The organism is Streptomyces sp. enrichment culture (assembly GCF_964273145.1).
GTDB lineage: Bacteria > Actinomycetota > Actinomycetes > Streptomycetales > Streptomycetaceae > Streptomyces.
The window spans coordinates 432,337-447,273 of record NZ_OZ186873.1 but is presented as its reverse complement, the minus strand read 5'-3'; the positions used below and the strand labels follow the sequence as shown (position 1 = coordinate 447,273).

Genomic DNA, 14,937 nt, shown 5'->3' with positions numbered 1-14,937 from the left:
CCCCCCGGAAGGGGTGGAGGTAGCACCACCATGGGAAGCCGCCGCCCGCCGGTCCCCCGGCACCGTTCCGGACCGGTCCGCCCCAGGGACCCGCCGGCCCGTTTGACAGCGGACCGGCGGCGCCCGCAGACTCCCCCCGTGAACCTGTCAGACAGCCAGACAGCCGGTGGTCCGGTTCCGCGGCGCGTGAGCGCGATGGAAGCGGTCCTCGGCCACCTGCGCGGCGCCATCGAACGCGGCGAGTACGCGATCGGCGACAAGCTGCCCTCCGAGGCCGAGCTGTGCCGCACCCTGGAGGTCTCCCGGCCCGTGCTCCGTGAGGCGCTGCGGGCCCTGCAGACCATGGGGCTGACCGTCTCCCGGACCGGCAGGGGCACCTTCGTCGTCGCCACCGCGGTGGAGGACCCGACCTTCGGCGACTACGCCGCCGGCGACCTGCTGGAGGTCCGCCGCCACGTCGAGATCCCGGTCGCCGGGTACGCGGCGCGGCGCCGCACCCCCCAGGACCTCGACCACCTGGCGCGCCTGCTGGACCGCATGGAGCGGGAGACGGACACCACCGCGTGGGCCGCGATGGACACCCTCTTCCACCTGGCCGTCGCCGAAGCCGCGCAGAACCCGGTCTTCCGCCGGGTCATCGAGGAGATCCGCGACGCGCTGGCCCGCCAGTCCGCCTTCCTCAACGAACGGGGCGGCCGGCGCGAACAGTCCGACCGCGAGCACCGGGCCATCCTCCGGGCGCTGACCGACGGTTCCGCCCGGGACGCGGAGCGGGCCATGACCCACCACCTCGACCGCGTCGAGACCACCCTGACCGACATCGTGCGCAGCACGCGCACCGACACCCCCGGAGCCGGCGCGCGACCCGCGCACCGGCCCACGACCCGCAGGCAGTGATGAACACCAGTTCCCCCGCGGCGCCCCGCGTCCGCGAGCCCCGCCACGTCCCCGTCGCCCACCTCATACGCGCCGGGATCGTCGAGGGCGTCCACCACGGCTCCGTCGTCGTCCTCGACCAGGACGGCCAGGTCCCGTTCCGGCTCGGCGACATCGAGGCCGCCTTCTACCCGCGCTCCGCGCTCAAGCCCGTCCAGGCCGTGGCCATGGTGCGGGCCGGCCTCCCGCTCGACGGCGAGCTGCTCTCCCTCGCCGCCGCCAGCCACTCCGGCGAGGAACGCCACCTGGCCGGCACCCGGCGCATCCTCGAGCTCGCCGGGCTCACCGAGGACCACCTGCGCAACGTGCCCGACCTGCCGTTCGGCCCGGTCGTACGGGACGCCTGGGTCCGCGACGGCCGCCCGCCCTCCCGCCTCGCCCAGAACTGCTCCGGCAAGCACGCCGCCATGCTGTACACGGCCCGGCTCAACGGCTGGTCCCTGGAGGACTACCTCGATCCCGCCCATCCGCTCCAGCAGGCCGTCGCCGAGACCGTCGAGGACCTCACCGGGCAGCGCGTCGCCCGGGTGACCGTCGACGGCTGCGGCGCCCCCCTGTTCGCCGTCTCCCTCCACGGCCTGGCCCGCGCCGCCGCACGCATCACCACCGCCGCGCCCGGCACCCCCGAGGCACGCGTGGCGGACGCGATGCGCGGGCACGCCGAGATGGCCTCCGGCACCGGCCGGGACGTCGCCGCCCTGATGCGGGCGGTGCCGGGACTGCTCGCCAAGGACGGCTTCGAGGGCGTCCAGGTCGCCGCGCTGCCCGACGGCCGGGCCGTCGCCGTGAAGATCGCGGACGGCGCCGACCGGGCGCGTGTCCCGGTCGCCGCCGCCGCGCTCGCCCGCGCCGGGGTCGACCCCGCCCTGCTCGGCGAGTTCGCCGGGGAGGAGGTGCTCGGCGGCGGCCGGCCCGTCGGCAGCGTCCGCCCGGTCCACGCCCTGGACCCGGCCACGCCGCGCCCCTCGCCGGACCGCGCCGGCGCCTGAGCCGCGTCCGCGCCCGGAAGGCGCCCGCGAAGGGGCGGAGGGGGACGCTGCGGTCGCTGTGGCACCGGGGACGGCGACGCGGTGGCCGAACGGCCCCGCGGGCGGGGCCCGCGGGCCGGACCGATTGTGCGGCGGCGCCGGCGCGGCTCGCCTAAGCTGGCCGGATGTTCAGCCCCGAAGGTCCCGGTCTGCGTGAACTCGCCGTCCAGGCGCTGTCGTCGGTCGAGCGCGGCTACGACCTGCTCGCCCCGAAGTTCGACCGCACCCCGTTCCGGACGCCGGAGCCGGTGCTGGACGCCGTCGCGGCGGCGCTGGCCCGGATGGGGCCCTTCGGCACCGGGCTCGACCTGTGCTGCGGCACCGGCGCGGGGACCGCCGTCCCGGCACGGGTGTGCCGGGACGGCGTCACCGGCGTCGACTTCAGCGCGGGCATGCTCGCCGTCGCCCGGCGACGGGTCCTGCCCCCCGGCCCGCGCGTCCACTGGGTCCGCGCGGACGCCCGTGCCCTGCCCTTCACCTCCGCGTTCGACCTCGTGGTGAGTTTCGGGGCGTTCGGGCACTTCCTGCCCCACGAGCTGCCCGGCCTGTTCGCCCAGGTCCGCTCCGTGCTGCGGCCCGGCGGGTGCTTCGCCTTCCCCCTCGCCGCCCCGTCCCCGCCCGGCTCACCGGCGTACTGGACGCTGCTGGGGTTCGACGCGGTGATGCGGGTGCGCAACGCCGTGTGGCGGCCGCCGTTCGTCATGTACTACCGGACCTTCCGGCCGAGTCGCGTGTGCCGCGAGCTGACGCGTGCCGGTTTCCGGGTGGAGCTGCGGGCGCTGCCCGAGTTCGGGCGGCGGCGCGACGGCAGCCCGCGCGTCCGTCTGGTCGTGGCCCGCCGGCCGCGGTAACGGCCGGCACCCCGCCGCCTCCGGCACGCTCCGGCCGCGGTCCCGTACACGCCCCGCCGCCGCACCGCCCCCGGTCACAGGGCGCGGTAGACGGCGTCGACCAGCGCCGTCTTCCTCGGGTCGTCGGCGATGCGCTGCCCCATGCGGTTCATCACGTAGCCGACGGACACGCCGGCCTCCGGGTCCGCCAGCCCGCAGGACCCGCCGAACCCGTCGTGGCCGAAGGCGCGCGGGTTGGGCCCGTACGAACCGTGCGGGCCGCTGAGCCACAGGCCGAGCCCGGCCTCCGTCTCGCCCTCGAACCCGGCGCCGATGACCAGGTCGCGGCAGGCGCCCTGCCCCTCGCGGACCCGCTCGGCGGCCTCGGGGGACAGGACGCGGTGACCGCCGTACGCCCCGCGGCCCGCGAAGACGCCGTACAGCGCGGCGACGGCCCGCGCGGTGCCGTGCCCGTTGGCGGCCGGGATCTCCGCGGCTCGCCACTCGGGCGTGCACGCCTCGGCCGCCCCCACCGCGGGGTTGGCCAGCGCGGCGTGGACCGCGGGCGGTAACTGCCCGGCGGTGGCGCGCCGTTCGCCGGAGGGGGACTGCACCAGCTCCGCCGCCCGGTGGGATTCCCGCTCGGGCAGGCCGAGGGTGAAGTCGATGCCCAGGGGGCCGGTCACCTCCCGCTCCAGGAAGGCCCCCGGCCGCAGCCCCGACACCCGCCGCACGACCTCTCCGACCAGGTGGCCGTAGGTCAGCGCGTGGTAGCCCGACCGGGTCCCCGGCTCCCACCAGGGCGCCATGGCCGCGAGGCGCCCGGTGGTCAGCTCCCAGTCGTACAGCTCGGCGACGGAGTGCGGCTGCCGCAGCCCGCACAGGCCCGCCCGGTGCGACAGCAGATGCCGTACGAGGACCTCCTCCTTGCCCGCCGCGGCGAACTCGGGCCAGTACGCGGCGACCGGCGCGTCGAGGTCCAGCAGCCCGCGGTCGGCGAGGATATGGGCGCACAGGGCGACCGGGCCCTTCGTCGTCGACCACACGTTGACGAGCGTGCCGCTCTCCCAGGGCCGGGTGCGTGCCGCGTCGGCCCAGCCGCCCCACAGGTCCACCACCGTCGTCCCGTTCACGGTGACGGCCACGGCGGCGCCCAGTTCGCCCCGGTCCCGGAAGTTCTCCTCGAACGCCGTGCGCACCGCCGTGAAACGCGGATCGCAGTGGCCGTGAACCTGTGCCTCGTGCCCGGACATGGGCCCCCTCCGCCGTCGGCCGTGGTCCCGGGCCGTGACGGCGCCGCCCGGGTGGCTCCGAACGTACCGACCGGTCGGACCGGACGGAAGCCCTCCGGCGCGGCCGGTCCGGGGAACCCGCGCGGCCTCAGGCGTACGAGCGCAGCCAGCGCAGCCGCGCGGCCTCCTGGAACGGCCCGCCGCCCTCGTGGTCGTTGAAGTCGTACACCTCCATCGCCTTGTCCTCGTGCGCCCAGGCGTTGAAGGCCGCGAAGACCGTCGAGGGCGGGCAGGTCTGGTCCTCCAGCGCCGCCGAGAACAGCGCGGGTGCCCGGCCGCGCGCCGCGAAGTGCACGCCGTCGAAGTACGCCAGGGTGCGCAGCGCGTCCCGGCCGCGGCCGCGGTGCGTCTTGAGGTACAGGCCGATCTCCCGGTACGGGTGACGGTCGGTCAGCGTCGTGGCGCGCGGGAAGTCGCACAGGAACGGCACGTCGGGCGCGACGGCCGCCAGGTCCGGCACCAGTCCGCCGACCGCGATCGCGATGCCGCCGCCCTGGCTGGCGCCGAGGACCACCGTGCGCGCCGCGTCGGTCAGCGGGTGGGAGCGCGCCGCCTCGACGGCCCGCACGGCGTCCGTGTAGACGCGGCGGTAGTAGTAGTTCTCCGGCGCGTCGATGCCGCGGGTCATGAAGCCCGGGTACGCGGGAGCTCCGCCGACCGGGTCCGCGGTGCCGCCCCCGCCGCCCCAGGCGCTGCCCTGGCCGCGGGTGTCCATCACGAAGTGCGCCCGGCCCGTGGAGGCCCACAGCAGGTGCTCGTGGGGCAGACCGCGTCCGCCGCCGTAGCCGACGAACTCCACGACCAGCGGCAGGGGTTCCCGCGCTCCGGCGGGCAGGACCAGCCACCCCTTGACGGGGTGGCCGCCGAACCCGGCGAACGTCACGTCGTACACCCGCACCGTCGACAGCCCGGTCTCCACCGGCTCGAAGCGGGCGTCCAGGTCGTGCGCGCGGGCCTCCTGGAGGGTCTTGGACCAGAACGCGTCGAAGTCCTCGGGCTCCGTGGACGTGCTGCGGTACGAACGCAGTTCGTCGAGCGGAAGGTCGAACAGGGCCATGCGGAACCGCCTTCGCGACAGGGACAGGGCAGGTGATCACACCGTATGCGGGCGGGTGGAGCGCTCGCCAGGCCTTTCGCCGGGGTGGTGGAGGCCGCCGTGTTCAGGCCCTGCGGTGCGTCCACCGCGGCTCGGTGCGGGCCCAGTCGCGCTCCCACTCGGCCATCCGGTGCCGCAGGGCCACCCGGCGCACCCCGCCGTGCACGAGGAGAACGGTGACCCCCGTGCCGACCGCGGCGCAGACGCCCATCGTGAGGGAGTACTGCCAGATCGCGGAGTCGGTGGCCGGCGGGGGCACGCTCCGGCCCCGGGAGTCCAGCCACACGTCGACCGCCTCCCCGTGCCGGGTGCCCGCCGGGACACGGGCCGGGACCGTCCGCACGGCCCCGTCCGGCTCCGTCCAGCGCACGGTCGCCCGGTACGAGTGCCGGCCGCCGTCCTGGACCGACGGCAGCCGGTCGGGGGTCCGGCCGATCACCTCGGCGCGCACCCGCTGCCGCTCGGCCTGCTGCCGGTCCGCGGCCGTGCGCGCCTCGTCGTGGGCCCACCGGGCCGTGACCACTCCCAGCAGGGGAGCGCCCACGAACAGCAGGACGGCGACGACCAGCACCGTCCACGCCTCCACGACGTCCGACCGCCGCCGCAGCGGATTGCGCCGCCAGCGCCAGCCGCGCACCCGGGTTCCCATGTCGACCTCCTCGCCGTCGCCGCAGCCGAGGGCAGGGCGGGCGGACGTACGGGCCGGAGCACCGCCGCCCGGGCGCCCGCCCGCACCGCTGCGGCACCCCGTCCGGCGGCCCTCGTCACCGGGGCCGCCCGCCGGGCGGCGCCGGACGACCGGTCCGCGCCGCCGGACAGGTGCCCCGCGGGGCCGCGGGGAAACCCGGGCCGGAGCGCCGGACGGCCGGGCGCCGGAGCGGCACGGGCAGGTCCGCCGCGCGGGGTCAGCCGAAGCGCTCGATGCGGATCCGGTCCACGGGCTGGCCGGCCGTCACCAGCAGCCGGGAGGCGTGCTCGGCGAAGGAGTTGGAGCCGCACACGTAGGCCTCCCACCCGCCGGGCGGCCGCTGCGCCATCAGCGGTGCCAGGTGCGCGGCCGCCAGCCGCCCCACCGGCACGCCCGCCGGCGCGCTCCGCGTGAACACGCGGGTCGTCTCCGGGCCGTACTCCCGCGCGTAGATCAGCTCCTCGGGGCTGCGCGCGGACACCAGCAGCCGCAGCGCGACGGGCAGGTTCCGCGCCCGGTGGTGCCGCACCATCGCCATCAGCGGTACGACCCCGGAGCCGGCGCCGATCAGCAGCGCGGGCCGGTCGCCCGGCCAGGCGAAGAAGCCGCTCAGCGGGCCGCGCACCTCCACCCGGTCGCCCACCCGGGCCACCGTGTGGAACCAGCCGGAGACCTCGCCGCCCTCGACGTGGTCGAGGGTCAGCTCGATGTGCCCCGAGTCGTCGGGGGCGGACGCGATCGAGTAGTGGCGCTGGGCCACGTACCCGTCGGCGGCGGTCAGCCGCAGCTGGAGGTGCTGGCCGGGCAGATGGCCCGCCCAGTCGGGCACGGCGAGGCGGAAGGTGGCGGCGCGCGGCGTCTCGCGGCGGATCTCGGTGAGCGTGGCGGTCTGCCACCGCGTGGCCACCTGTTCGCTCACCGCGATGCGTCCGGGCACGGCGAACCGGGCCGGGGGAGTGAAGCCCCCTCGGGTGTGCGTCGCTGTCCCGGGCGTCACCCGGGCCGTCGTCTCAGTCACCGGAGTACCGCTGCTCCTGCCAGGGGTTGCCGCGGGCGTGGTAGCCGTTCTGCTCCCAGAAACCCGGCTCGTCGTGGTCGAGGAGCTCCAGGCCCGCGATCCACTTGGCGCTCTTCCAGAAGTACAGGTGCGGCACCAGCAGCCGTGCCGGGCCGCCGTGCTCGGGGGCGAGCGGCCGGCCGTCGTACTCCCACACGATCCAGGCGCGCCCGCCGGTCAGGTCGGCCAGCGGCAGGTTCGTGGTGTAGCCGGTGTGCGCGTAGGCGACGGCGTGGGTGGCGGCCGGCAGCGGACGCGCCGCCTCCAGGAAGGCGTCCAGGGACACGCCCCCGAACCGCACGCCGAACTTCGACCAGCCCGTCACGCAGTGGATGTCGCCCGAGTACGCCGACGCCGGCAGCGCGTGCGCCTCCTCCCAGGTCCAGGTGCGGGGCTCGGCGACCAGGCCGCCGACGCGGAAGGTCCAGTCGGCGGGCGCCAGGTCGGGCGTGACCTCGGCGGACAGGACGGGCCAGTCGTCGCCCGCGTCGTACTGGCCGGGCGGCAGCCCGGGACGGGCGGCGCGCGGGCGCCCGGTGAAGCCTCGGGTGGTGTTCATGCGGTGCTGTCTCCGGCCGCCGCGATGCGGCGGCCTGCGGGTCGGGCGTGATCGGTGCCTACGCGGTCCATCGGTGGTTACATATTCAACCGTACGGCGTGGGGCGATCGCCCCGGTCCCCGTCCCCGCCCTCCGCCCCCTCGCCGGATTCCCGTCGCGGCCACGCGTTGTACCGCTCCAGATACGCGGCGAACCGGACCAGGTCCTCCTCCGGCCAGCCGGCGAGCCGCTCCCGGAAGGCCGTGCGGCGGCTCTCGGTGACCTGGGCCAGGACGCGGCGGCCCGTGTCCGTCAGGTGCAGGACCTGGACCCGGCGGTCGTCCGGGTCCGGGCGCCGCTCGACGAGTCCGGCCCGCTCCAGGGCGGTCACCTGCCGGCTGACGGTGGACTTGTCCAGGGCGTAGTGGGCGGCCAGGTCGGTGGCCCGGCCGCGGCCGCGCTCCTCCAGGTGCCCGAGCAGGGTGTACGAGACCAGTGACAGCTCGGGGTGCATGCGGGCCGCCGAGGCGCGGGCACGGCGGGCGAAGGCCGTCATCTCGCGCTGGATCGTCTCCACGGCCGTGTCCGCCGCGGCCCTGTCGGTCCCGACGGCCGTCCCACGAGTCGCATCGGCTGCTGGCACGGGACCTCCTTCGCGTCTTGGTTGCACAGTACAACTCAAAGGGAGGGGCCGCGTGTCCCGGCCGCCGGAGGACGCGAGGGGCGGGGCCGCACGCCCTGCGCCACGGGCCGGCGCGCCCGGTCGCCCGCCGCGGGCGTGCCCCGGGACGGGCCTCGCCCGCACGGGGCGTCCGTCATCCCCCGGACCCCGCCCCCCGCCGGCCGCCGTCGTCCGCGAGCGGACCACCGCCCCGGCCCCGGCCACGCCCCTCGAAACGGCGTGAACGGCACGCGGGAAGGAGGGGAGCGGGGAAGGGACCGGGAAGTCGGCCGGCGTCCGGTCGTCTGGGGTAGGGTGATCGTCGGTCGGGACCGCCCCGGCCGACGGACGCGAGGAGGTGGGACCCATCACCGCTGTGTCGGCCCGGGTGCTCTCACCTCAGGACAGGGCGGGCCACCGTCGATAGGTGACCGCGAGAGTGCCCTTCGGTTCTCGAAAGGCTCCTGGTCTCCGTGCCCTTCTCCTCCCGCTCCCCCCGTTCCTCCTCCGCTTCCTTCCCCGCCCCCTCGCCCGGCTCCGTCGTGGCCGCGCTGCGCGCCGCCGGCTGCGTCTTCGCCGAGGAGGAGGCGGAGCTGCTCCTGGCGGCCGCCGGCACCCCCGCCGAACTCACCGCCCTGGTGGACCGCCGCGTCGCCGGGGAGCCCCTCGAACTCGTCCTCGGCTGGGCGGAGTTCCGCGGCCTGCGCATCGCCGTCGAACCCGGCGTCTTCGTGCCCCGCCGCCGCACCGAGTTCCTCGTCGAGCAGGCCCTCGCCCACGCGCCGGAGGCGGCCGTGGTCGTGGACCTGTGCTGCGGCTCGGGCGCCCTCGGCGCGGCCCTGGCCGACGCGCTCGGCGACGTGGAGGTGCACGCCGCCGACATCGACCCGGCCGCCGTGCGCTGCGCCCGCCGCAACCTGGCCGACCGCGGCGGACACGTCCACACCGGTGACCTGTTCGAGGCGCTGCCCGGCCACCTGCGCGGCCGGATCGACGTCCTGGCGGCCAACGTGCCCTACGTCCCCACCGGCGAGGTGCCCCTGCTGCCCGCCGAGGCCCGCGACCACGAGCCGCCGGTCGCCCTCGACGGCGGCCCGGACGGGCTCGACGTCCTGCGCCGGGTCGTCGCCGGGGCGCCCCGGTGGCTCGCCCCCGGCGGCGTGCTGCTCGTCGAGACGAGCGACCGCCAGGCCTCCGAGGCGCTGGGCGTCTTCGCCCGCGGCGGCCTCGCGGCGCGGCTCGCCCGGTCCGAGGAGGGGTACGCCCACGTCGTGATCGGCGTCCGGGAGCGATGAGTCAGGCCGGGGGCGTGGCCCGGGCGATGAGCAGGGCCACGTCGTCGGCGTTCTCCGGTTCGTGCAGGGTGCGCAGGAGCAGGTCGCACACCTCCTCCAGGGGGCGGTCCGGGCCCTCCAGCACGGACAGCAGCGCGTCCAGCCGCTCGTCGAGCGAGTGCCGGCGCGTCTCCACGAGCCCGTCGGTGTAGAACACCAGCAGATCGCCGGGTTCGAGGTCGACCGTGGTGGCGGAGAAGGGGACGCCCCCGACCCCCAGCGGCACCCCGGTGGGCACGTCCAGCAGCCGAGGGGGCCGCCCGGCGCGGACCCGGACCGGCGGCAGGTGCCCGGCGTTGGCGATCCGGCACTGCCGCAGATACGGGTCGTGGACGGCGTAGACGCAGGTGGCGATGGACTGGTCCAGGCCGGTGGCGGTCCGGTCGAGGTGCTCCAGCAGCAGCGCCGGGTCCAGGTCGAGGGAGGCCAGGGTGTTCGTCGCGGTGCGCAGCCGGCCCATGGAGGCCGCCGCCGTGATGCCGCTGCCCATCACGTCACCCACGACCAGCGCGGTCTTGCAGCCCTCCAGCGGGATCACGTCGAACCAGTCGCCGCCGACCTCGCTGGTGGTCTCCGCCGGCTGGTAGCGGGAGGCCACCTCCAGCCCGCCCGTCACCGACGGGACGCTCGGCAGCAGGCTGCGCTGGAGGGTCAGGGCGGTGTCGCGGGCGCTCTGGTACCAGCGGGCGTTGTCGATCTGCACCGCCGCCCGGGCCGCCAGCTCCCGGGCCAGCAGCAGATCGTCCTCGCCGAACGGCAGGGGGTTGCGGGTCCGCTTCAGGTCCAGCGCGCCCAGCACCTCGCCGCGCGCGATCAGGGGCACGGCCAGGTACGAGTGGACGCCCGCCCGGCGCAGCAGCTCGGCGGCCTCGGGGGAGCGGGCGATGCGCGGCAGGTCCTCGTCGCGCACGTGCGCCACCATCACCGGGTCGCCGGTGCGCACGCACTCGGTGACGAGGCGGTCGGGCGCGTACCGGGCCACCTGTCCGGGCGGGTCGGCCGCCCGCAGGGCCTCCGGCGCGTCGTCCGCCTGCACCGCCAGCGCGCGGATCACCGCCGGCTCGGCCGGGGCCAGGGCGCTGCGCCGGCCCTTCACCACCGCCTCCAGCAGGTCCACGGCCGCCACGTCGGCCAGCTCGGGCACCGCCACACCGGCCAGTTCGCGCGCGGTGCGGTCCAGCTCCAGGGTGGTGCCGATGCGCGCGGAGGCGTCGGCGACCACGGCCAGGCGCCGCCGCGCCGTCTCCGCCTCGACGCCGGCCCGGTACTGCTCGGTGACGTCCACCACCGACAGGGCCACGCCCAGCACGGTGCCGTGGGCGTCCTCCAGCCGGTACAGCGACACCGACCAGGCGTGGTCGTGGTCCGGGTCGGCGGGGGTCCGGCCGAGGGCGGGCCGGTCCACGACGGGCCGCCCGGTGTCCCGTACCTCGCGCGCCGCGGCCTCCAGGGCGTCGGCGTCCAGGTGCGGCAGCACCTCGCGGATCCGGCGGCCGACGTGCTCCGCGGCCAGCCGGCCGTCGATCCGCTCCAGCGCCGGGTTGACGGAGACGTAGCGCAGGCCGGCGTCGAGGACGGCCAGGCCGATCGGGGACTGCTCGATCACCCGCGACGACAGCGCCACGTCCCGCTCCAGCTGCCGCACGGTGGACTGGTCGGCGGCGAGCCCCAGCGCGTAGACGTCCCCCCGGTCGTCCAGCAGCCGCATGTTGCGGAACTCCACGAGCCGCGTGGTGCCGTCCTTGCGGCGGATGGGGAACGCCCCGGCCCAGCTCCGCCCGGTCTCCATCACGTCGGCGAACAGCTTCACCACCAGGTCGAGGTGTTGCTCGTGGACCATGATCCGGGCGGCGTACTGCCCCAGGGCCTCCCGGGCGGGATAGCCGAACAGCTCCTCGGCCTGCGGGCTCCACAGCACGATCCGCCCCCGGGCGTCCAGCACCACCGAGGCCACGCCCAGCACGTCGAGCAGCCCGCTCGGCCGCACCGGCCCGCGCGGCGGTTCGTCGCCCCGGACCACGGGGGACCCGGCTGTACTCATCCCACGCCCGCCTTCGCCGTTCCACGCGGCACGTCTTCCCGGTGCCGACTCCCCCGTTCTACCGCGTACCGCCGCGTACGGGGCCGCTCCCCGCAGCGCCGGCGGTCTCCTTCCACCTTCCCCCACCCGCCCTCCGGGCGCCCGCGAGACCGGCGGCGGGACGCCGGGGAGCGAAGGGCGGTGCCCCGGGCCCGGCATCCGGTGCCCGCGCCGGTAGTGCTCCACCGGAGGTGGTGCTTTTCTGGTGGCATGGGCTAAATGCCCCATGGTGCCCGCGGGGGCGGCCCCTGCGGGGCCGTGCCGCGGCCACGAGAGGAGCGATCACGATGGACGGCGAGCGATCCCACCCGGAGTCCGTCTCGGTGGAGCTGAGCGGATGCAGCAAGGAGGATGCCCGGACCGTGTTCGACGCCCTGTGCGCGTGCTTCTCGTCCGACCGGTGCGCGGACGACGTGCCCCGGGAGTGCCACGAGGTGCGTCCGACCGTGTGGCTCGGCACCTTCGACGTGGCCGACGCCCGCCGGGAGGAGTGCGGTCCGGCCCGGTTGCGGGCCTCGGTGGAGGCCGACGCGCAGGGCGGCTACTGGGCGATCGAGCGGTTCCGCACCACTTTGGATTCCCTGTTCACCGTGCGCGACCTGTGCGGGTCCTCCGGTGACCAGGAGCGGGAGCTGCACGTCCGGCTGGAGAGCAGGTGACGGCATCCCCGCGCGGCCGGGGCGGACACCGTCCCGGCCGCGCGCCGTGCGCACGCCGTTTGTGCAACTAGTTGCAAAAAGCGGCGGGGGTCCTCTACAACAGAGGCACCACACCGTGCACGGAGGGCCCGATGAGCCGCTACCCCCACCTGCTGAGCCCGCTCCACCTGGGCTTCACCACCCTGCCCAACCGGGTCCTCATGGGCTCCATGCACACCGGCCTGGAGGAGGCCGAGCGCGGCTTCGAGCGCATGGCCGCCTTCTACGCCGCCCGCGCGCGCGGGGGAGTGGGCCTGATCGTCACCGGCGGCATCGCGCCCAACGAGGAGGGCCGGCCGTACGAGGGCGGCGCCAAGCTCACCACCGAGGCGGAGGCCGAGCGGCACCGGACCGTCACCGGGGCCGTGCACCGCGAGGGCGGGCGCATCGCCCTGCAGATCCTCCACTTCGGCCGGTACGCCTACCACCGCGACCTGGTCGCCCCGAGCCCTCTTCAGGCCCCGATCAGCCCCCACGTGCCCCGCGAGCTGACCGGCGCCGAGGTCGAGCGGACGATCGACGACTACGCCCGCACCGCCCGCCTCGCCCGCGCGGCCGGTTACGACGGCGTGGAGATCATGGGCTCCGAGGGTTACCTGATCAACGAGTTCACCGCCGCGCGGACCAACCACCGCACCGACCGCTGGGGCGGCTCCCACGAGAACCGCGTGCGCTTCCCCGTCGAGATCGTCCGCCGGGTCCGCGAGGCCGTCGGCGAGGACTTCATCGTCGTCTACCGGCTGTCCATGCTGGACCTCGTGCCGGACGGCTCGACCCTCGACGAGGTGATCGGGCTCGCCCGGGCCGTCGAGGCCGCCGGAGCCACGATCATCAACACCGGCATCGGCTGGCACGAGGCCCGCATCCCCACCATCGCCACCTCCGTACCGCGCGGCGCCTACACCTGGGTGACCAAGCGGCTCATGGGCGAGGTGTCGGTCCCGCTCGTCACCACCAACCGCATCAACACCCCCGAACTCGCCGAGCGGTTGCTCGCCGAGGGGTACGCCGACATGGTGTCCGTGGCCCGCCCGATGCTCGCCGACCCCGACTTCGTCGCCAAGGCCGCCGCCGGGCGCCCCGAGGCGATCAACACCTGCATCGGCTGCAACCAGGCCTGCCTCGACCACACCTTCAGCGGGCAGATCACCTCCTGCCTGGTCAACCCGCGCGCCTGCCACGAGACCGAGCTGGTGCCCTCCCCGGCCCGGCGGCGCAAGCGCGTCGCGGTCGTCGGCGCCGGCCCGGCCGGACTGGCCTGCGCCGTCACCGCCGCCGAACGCGGCCACACGGTCACCCTGTTCGACGCCGCGAGCGAGATCGGCGGCCAGCTCGACGTCGCCCGCAGGGTTCCCGGCAAGCAGGAGTTCGACGAGACGCTGCGCTACTTCCGCACGCGGCTGCGGGAGGAGGGCGTCGACGTACGGCTGGACACGCCCGTGACCGCCGCCGACCTGGACGGCTACGACGAGGTCGTCGTCGCCACCGGCGTCACCCCCCGCGTCCCCGACATCCCCGGCGTCGACCACCCGAGCGTCCTCGGCTACCTCGACGTCCTGCGCGACGGCGCCCCCGTCGGCGACCGCGTCGCGATCCTCGGCGCGGGCGGCATCGGCTTCGACGTCGCCGAGTACCTCACCGACGGCGGCGACAGGGCGCACGAGGACCCCGGGACGTACTTCCGCCGCTGGGGCGTGGACCCGCGCTACACCGGGCCCGGCGGCCTCACCGCCCCCGAGCGGCCCGTCCCGCCGCGCACCGTCCACCTGCTCCAGCGCAGGACCACCAAGGTCGGCGCGGGCCTGGGCAGGACCACCGGCTGGATCCACCGCACCGAACTCAGGCGCCGCGGCGTCACCATGGTCCCCGGCGTCCGCTACGACCGCATCGACGACGCCGGACTGCACTTCACCGTCGACGGGCGGAGCACGGTGCTGGAGGTCGACACGATCGTCCTGTGCACCGGCCAGGAGCCGCGCCGCGGACTGTACGAGGAACTGCTCGCCGCCGGGCGCGCCGCGCACCTGATCGGCGGCGCCGACGTCGCCGCCGAACTGGACGCCAAGCGCGCCGTCAAGCAGGGCACCGAGCTGGCGGCGGCCCTGTGACGCCCTGGGCCCGTCCCTAGGATGACTCCATGTCACTCCCGCACGCGATCCTCACCGCCCTGCTCGAAAGACCGTCGTCGGGGCTGGAGCTGACCCGCCGGTTCGACAAGTCGATCGGCTACTTCTGGTCGGCGACGCACCAGCAGATCTATCGCGAGCTGGGGCGGCTGGAGGCCGGCGGCCTCATCCGCGCCCTGCCGGCCGAGCAGCCGGCCCGCGGGCAGAGGAAGAGCTACGAGGTCCTGCCCGCGGGCCGCGCCGAACTGGCCCGCTGGACCGCCGCCGCCCAGGACCCCAGGCCCATGCGGGACCCGCTGCCGCTGCGGCTGCGGGCCGCGGCCGTGGTCGGCACCGCGGGCCTGGAGGCCGACCTGCGGCGCCACCTGGAGCTGCACGAGCGGCAGCTGGCCGAGTACGAGGAGATCGAGCGGCGCGACTTCCCGCCCGAGAAGGACGGCCCCGAGGACCGGCTGCGGCACCTGGTGCTGCGGGCGGGCATCGACCTGGAGACGTTCTGGACGCGGTGGCTGCGCCACGCCCTGGCCGAGTTCGCCGAGCTGCCCGGCCGCGAACCGGCCTGAGCCCCCGCCC

14 protein-coding genes are annotated in these 14,937 nt (G+C 76.0%); 7 read left to right on the top strand and 7 right to left on the bottom strand.

The window, feature by feature from the left end; all coding sequences use genetic code 11:
- Window positions 1-195: 195 nt before the first annotated feature.
- The 3 genes from ACSU6Z_RS02045 (at window position 196) to ACSU6Z_RS02035 (ending at window position 2,815) form a co-directional block, all read left to right on the top strand.
- Window positions 196-897 (top strand): FadR/GntR family transcriptional regulator, encoded by a 702-nt coding sequence (locus ACSU6Z_RS02045; RefSeq protein WP_437050151.1) that lies wholly within the window; start codon window positions 196-198, stop codon window positions 895-897.
- Entirely contained in the window at window positions 897-1,925 is a 1,029-nt protein-coding gene (locus ACSU6Z_RS02040) for an asparaginase (RefSeq protein ID WP_437042259.1), read from the top strand. The genes ACSU6Z_RS02045 and ACSU6Z_RS02040 overlap by 1 nt, the downstream gene beginning before the upstream one ends.
- Window positions 1,926-2,089: 164 nt before the next feature.
- Window positions 2,090-2,815, top strand: a complete 726-nt coding sequence (locus tag ACSU6Z_RS02035) for a class I SAM-dependent methyltransferase (protein ID WP_437042257.1) — start codon at window positions 2,090-2,092, stop codon at window positions 2,813-2,815.
- Between the two features lie 74 nt (window positions 2,816-2,889).
- Here ACSU6Z_RS02035 and ACSU6Z_RS02030 read toward each other — a convergent pair whose 3' ends face one another.
- The 6 genes from ACSU6Z_RS02030 to ACSU6Z_RS02005 all read right to left on the bottom strand — a co-directional run bounded on the left by ACSU6Z_RS02030 (window position 2,890) and on the right by ACSU6Z_RS02005 (window position 8,021).
- Window positions 2,890-4,047 carry a serine hydrolase domain-containing protein gene (locus ACSU6Z_RS02030; protein ID WP_437042256.1) on the bottom strand — a complete coding sequence of 386 codons (1,158 nt, stop codon included), beginning with the start codon at window positions 4,045-4,047 and terminating at the stop codon, window positions 2,890-2,892.
- A gap of 127 nt (window positions 4,048-4,174) precedes the next feature.
- Window positions 4,175-5,143, bottom strand: coding sequence for an acetylxylan esterase (locus ACSU6Z_RS02025; protein WP_437042254.1), 969 nt, complete (start codon window positions 5,141-5,143; stop codon window positions 4,175-4,177).
- Between the two features lie 103 nt (window positions 5,144-5,246).
- On the bottom strand, window positions 5,247-5,831 hold the full coding sequence (locus tag ACSU6Z_RS02020) for an Rv1733c family protein (RefSeq protein ID WP_437042252.1): 585 nt from the start codon (window positions 5,829-5,831) through the stop codon (window positions 5,247-5,249).
- A 256-nt stretch (window positions 5,832-6,087) separates the two neighbouring features.
- Window positions 6,088-6,867 carry a ferredoxin reductase gene (locus tag ACSU6Z_RS02015; protein WP_437050149.1) on the bottom strand — a complete coding sequence of 260 codons (780 nt, stop codon included), beginning with the start codon at window positions 6,865-6,867 and terminating at the stop codon, window positions 6,088-6,090.
- Between the two features lie 13 nt (window positions 6,868-6,880).
- A complete protein-coding gene (locus tag ACSU6Z_RS02010; RefSeq protein ID WP_437042250.1) occupies window positions 6,881-7,486 on the bottom strand; it encodes a sulfite oxidase-like oxidoreductase in 606 nt (201 codons plus the stop codon).
- Between the two features lie 85 nt (window positions 7,487-7,571).
- Window positions 7,572-8,021 (bottom strand): MarR family winged helix-turn-helix transcriptional regulator, encoded by a 450-nt coding sequence (locus tag ACSU6Z_RS02005; RefSeq protein ID WP_437050148.1) that lies wholly within the window; start codon window positions 8,019-8,021, stop codon window positions 7,572-7,574.
- A gap of 578 nt (window positions 8,022-8,599) precedes the next feature.
- On the opposite strand from ACSU6Z_RS02005, the gene ACSU6Z_RS02000 reads away from it, so the two are divergent.
- Window positions 8,600-9,421: a putative protein N(5)-glutamine methyltransferase gene (locus ACSU6Z_RS02000; RefSeq protein ID WP_437042248.1), complete on the top strand. Its 822-nt coding sequence runs from the start codon at window positions 8,600-8,602 to the stop codon at window positions 9,419-9,421.
- Between the two features lies 1 nt (window position 9,422).
- On the opposite strand, the gene ACSU6Z_RS01995 is transcribed toward ACSU6Z_RS02000, so the two are convergent.
- Window positions 9,423-11,501 (bottom strand): SpoIIE family protein phosphatase, encoded by a 2,079-nt coding sequence (locus tag ACSU6Z_RS01995; RefSeq protein WP_437042246.1) that lies wholly within the window; start codon window positions 11,499-11,501, stop codon window positions 9,423-9,425.
- A gap of 326 nt (window positions 11,502-11,827) precedes the next feature.
- Between ACSU6Z_RS01995 and ACSU6Z_RS01990 the strand changes: the two genes are divergently transcribed.
- The 3 genes from ACSU6Z_RS01990 (at window position 11,828) to ACSU6Z_RS01980 (ending at window position 14,927) form a co-directional block, all read left to right on the top strand.
- Window positions 11,828-12,199: a hypothetical protein gene (locus ACSU6Z_RS01990; protein WP_437042245.1), complete on the top strand. Its 372-nt coding sequence runs from the start codon at window positions 11,828-11,830 to the stop codon at window positions 12,197-12,199.
- Window positions 12,200-12,330: 131 nt separating this feature from the next.
- Window positions 12,331-14,346 carry an FAD-dependent oxidoreductase gene (locus ACSU6Z_RS01985; RefSeq protein WP_437042244.1) on the top strand — a complete coding sequence of 672 codons (2,016 nt, stop codon included), beginning with the start codon at window positions 12,331-12,333 and terminating at the stop codon, window positions 14,344-14,346.
- A gap of 29 nt (window positions 14,347-14,375) precedes the next feature.
- The gene (locus ACSU6Z_RS01980; RefSeq protein WP_437042242.1) at window positions 14,376-14,927 is read left to right on the top strand and encodes a PadR family transcriptional regulator; all 552 of its coding nucleotides are present in this window, start codon (window positions 14,376-14,378) and stop codon (window positions 14,925-14,927) included.
- Window positions 14,928-14,937 lie beyond the last annotated feature (10 nt).

Coding starts and splice junctions, on each gene's coding strand:
- ACSU6Z_RS02020 (WP_437042252.1), bottom strand. CDS start 5,831: ATGGGAACCCGGGTGCGCGGCTGGCGCTGGCGGCGCAATCCGCTGCGG.
- ACSU6Z_RS02035 (WP_437042257.1), top strand. CDS start 2,090: ATGTTCAGCCCCGAAGGTCCCGGTCTGCGTGAACTCGCCGTCCAGGCG.
- ACSU6Z_RS02010 (WP_437042250.1), bottom strand. CDS start 7,486: ATGAACACCACCCGAGGCTTCACCGGGCGCCCGCGCGCCGCCCGTCCC.
- ACSU6Z_RS02045 (WP_437050151.1), top strand. CDS start 196: ATGGAAGCGGTCCTCGGCCACCTGCGCGGCGCCATCGAACGCGGCGAG.
- ACSU6Z_RS02040 (WP_437042259.1), top strand. CDS start 897: ATGAACACCAGTTCCCCCGCGGCGCCCCGCGTCCGCGAGCCCCGCCAC.
- ACSU6Z_RS02005 (WP_437050148.1), bottom strand. CDS start 8,021: ATGACGGCCTTCGCCCGCCGTGCCCGCGCCTCGGCGGCCCGCATGCAC.
- ACSU6Z_RS01990 (WP_437042245.1), top strand. CDS start 11,828: ATGGACGGCGAGCGATCCCACCCGGAGTCCGTCTCGGTGGAGCTGAGC.
- ACSU6Z_RS02025 (WP_437042254.1), bottom strand. CDS start 5,143: ATGGCCCTGTTCGACCTTCCGCTCGACGAACTGCGTTCGTACCGCAGC.
- ACSU6Z_RS01980 (WP_437042242.1), top strand. CDS start 14,376: ATGTCACTCCCGCACGCGATCCTCACCGCCCTGCTCGAAAGACCGTCG.
- ACSU6Z_RS01995 (WP_437042246.1), bottom strand. CDS start 11,501: ATGAGTACAGCCGGGTCCCCCGTGGTCCGGGGCGACGAACCGCCGCGC.
- ACSU6Z_RS01985 (WP_437042244.1), top strand. CDS start 12,331: ATGAGCCGCTACCCCCACCTGCTGAGCCCGCTCCACCTGGGCTTCACC.
- ACSU6Z_RS02030 (WP_437042256.1), bottom strand. CDS start 4,047: ATGTCCGGGCACGAGGCACAGGTTCACGGCCACTGCGATCCGCGTTTC.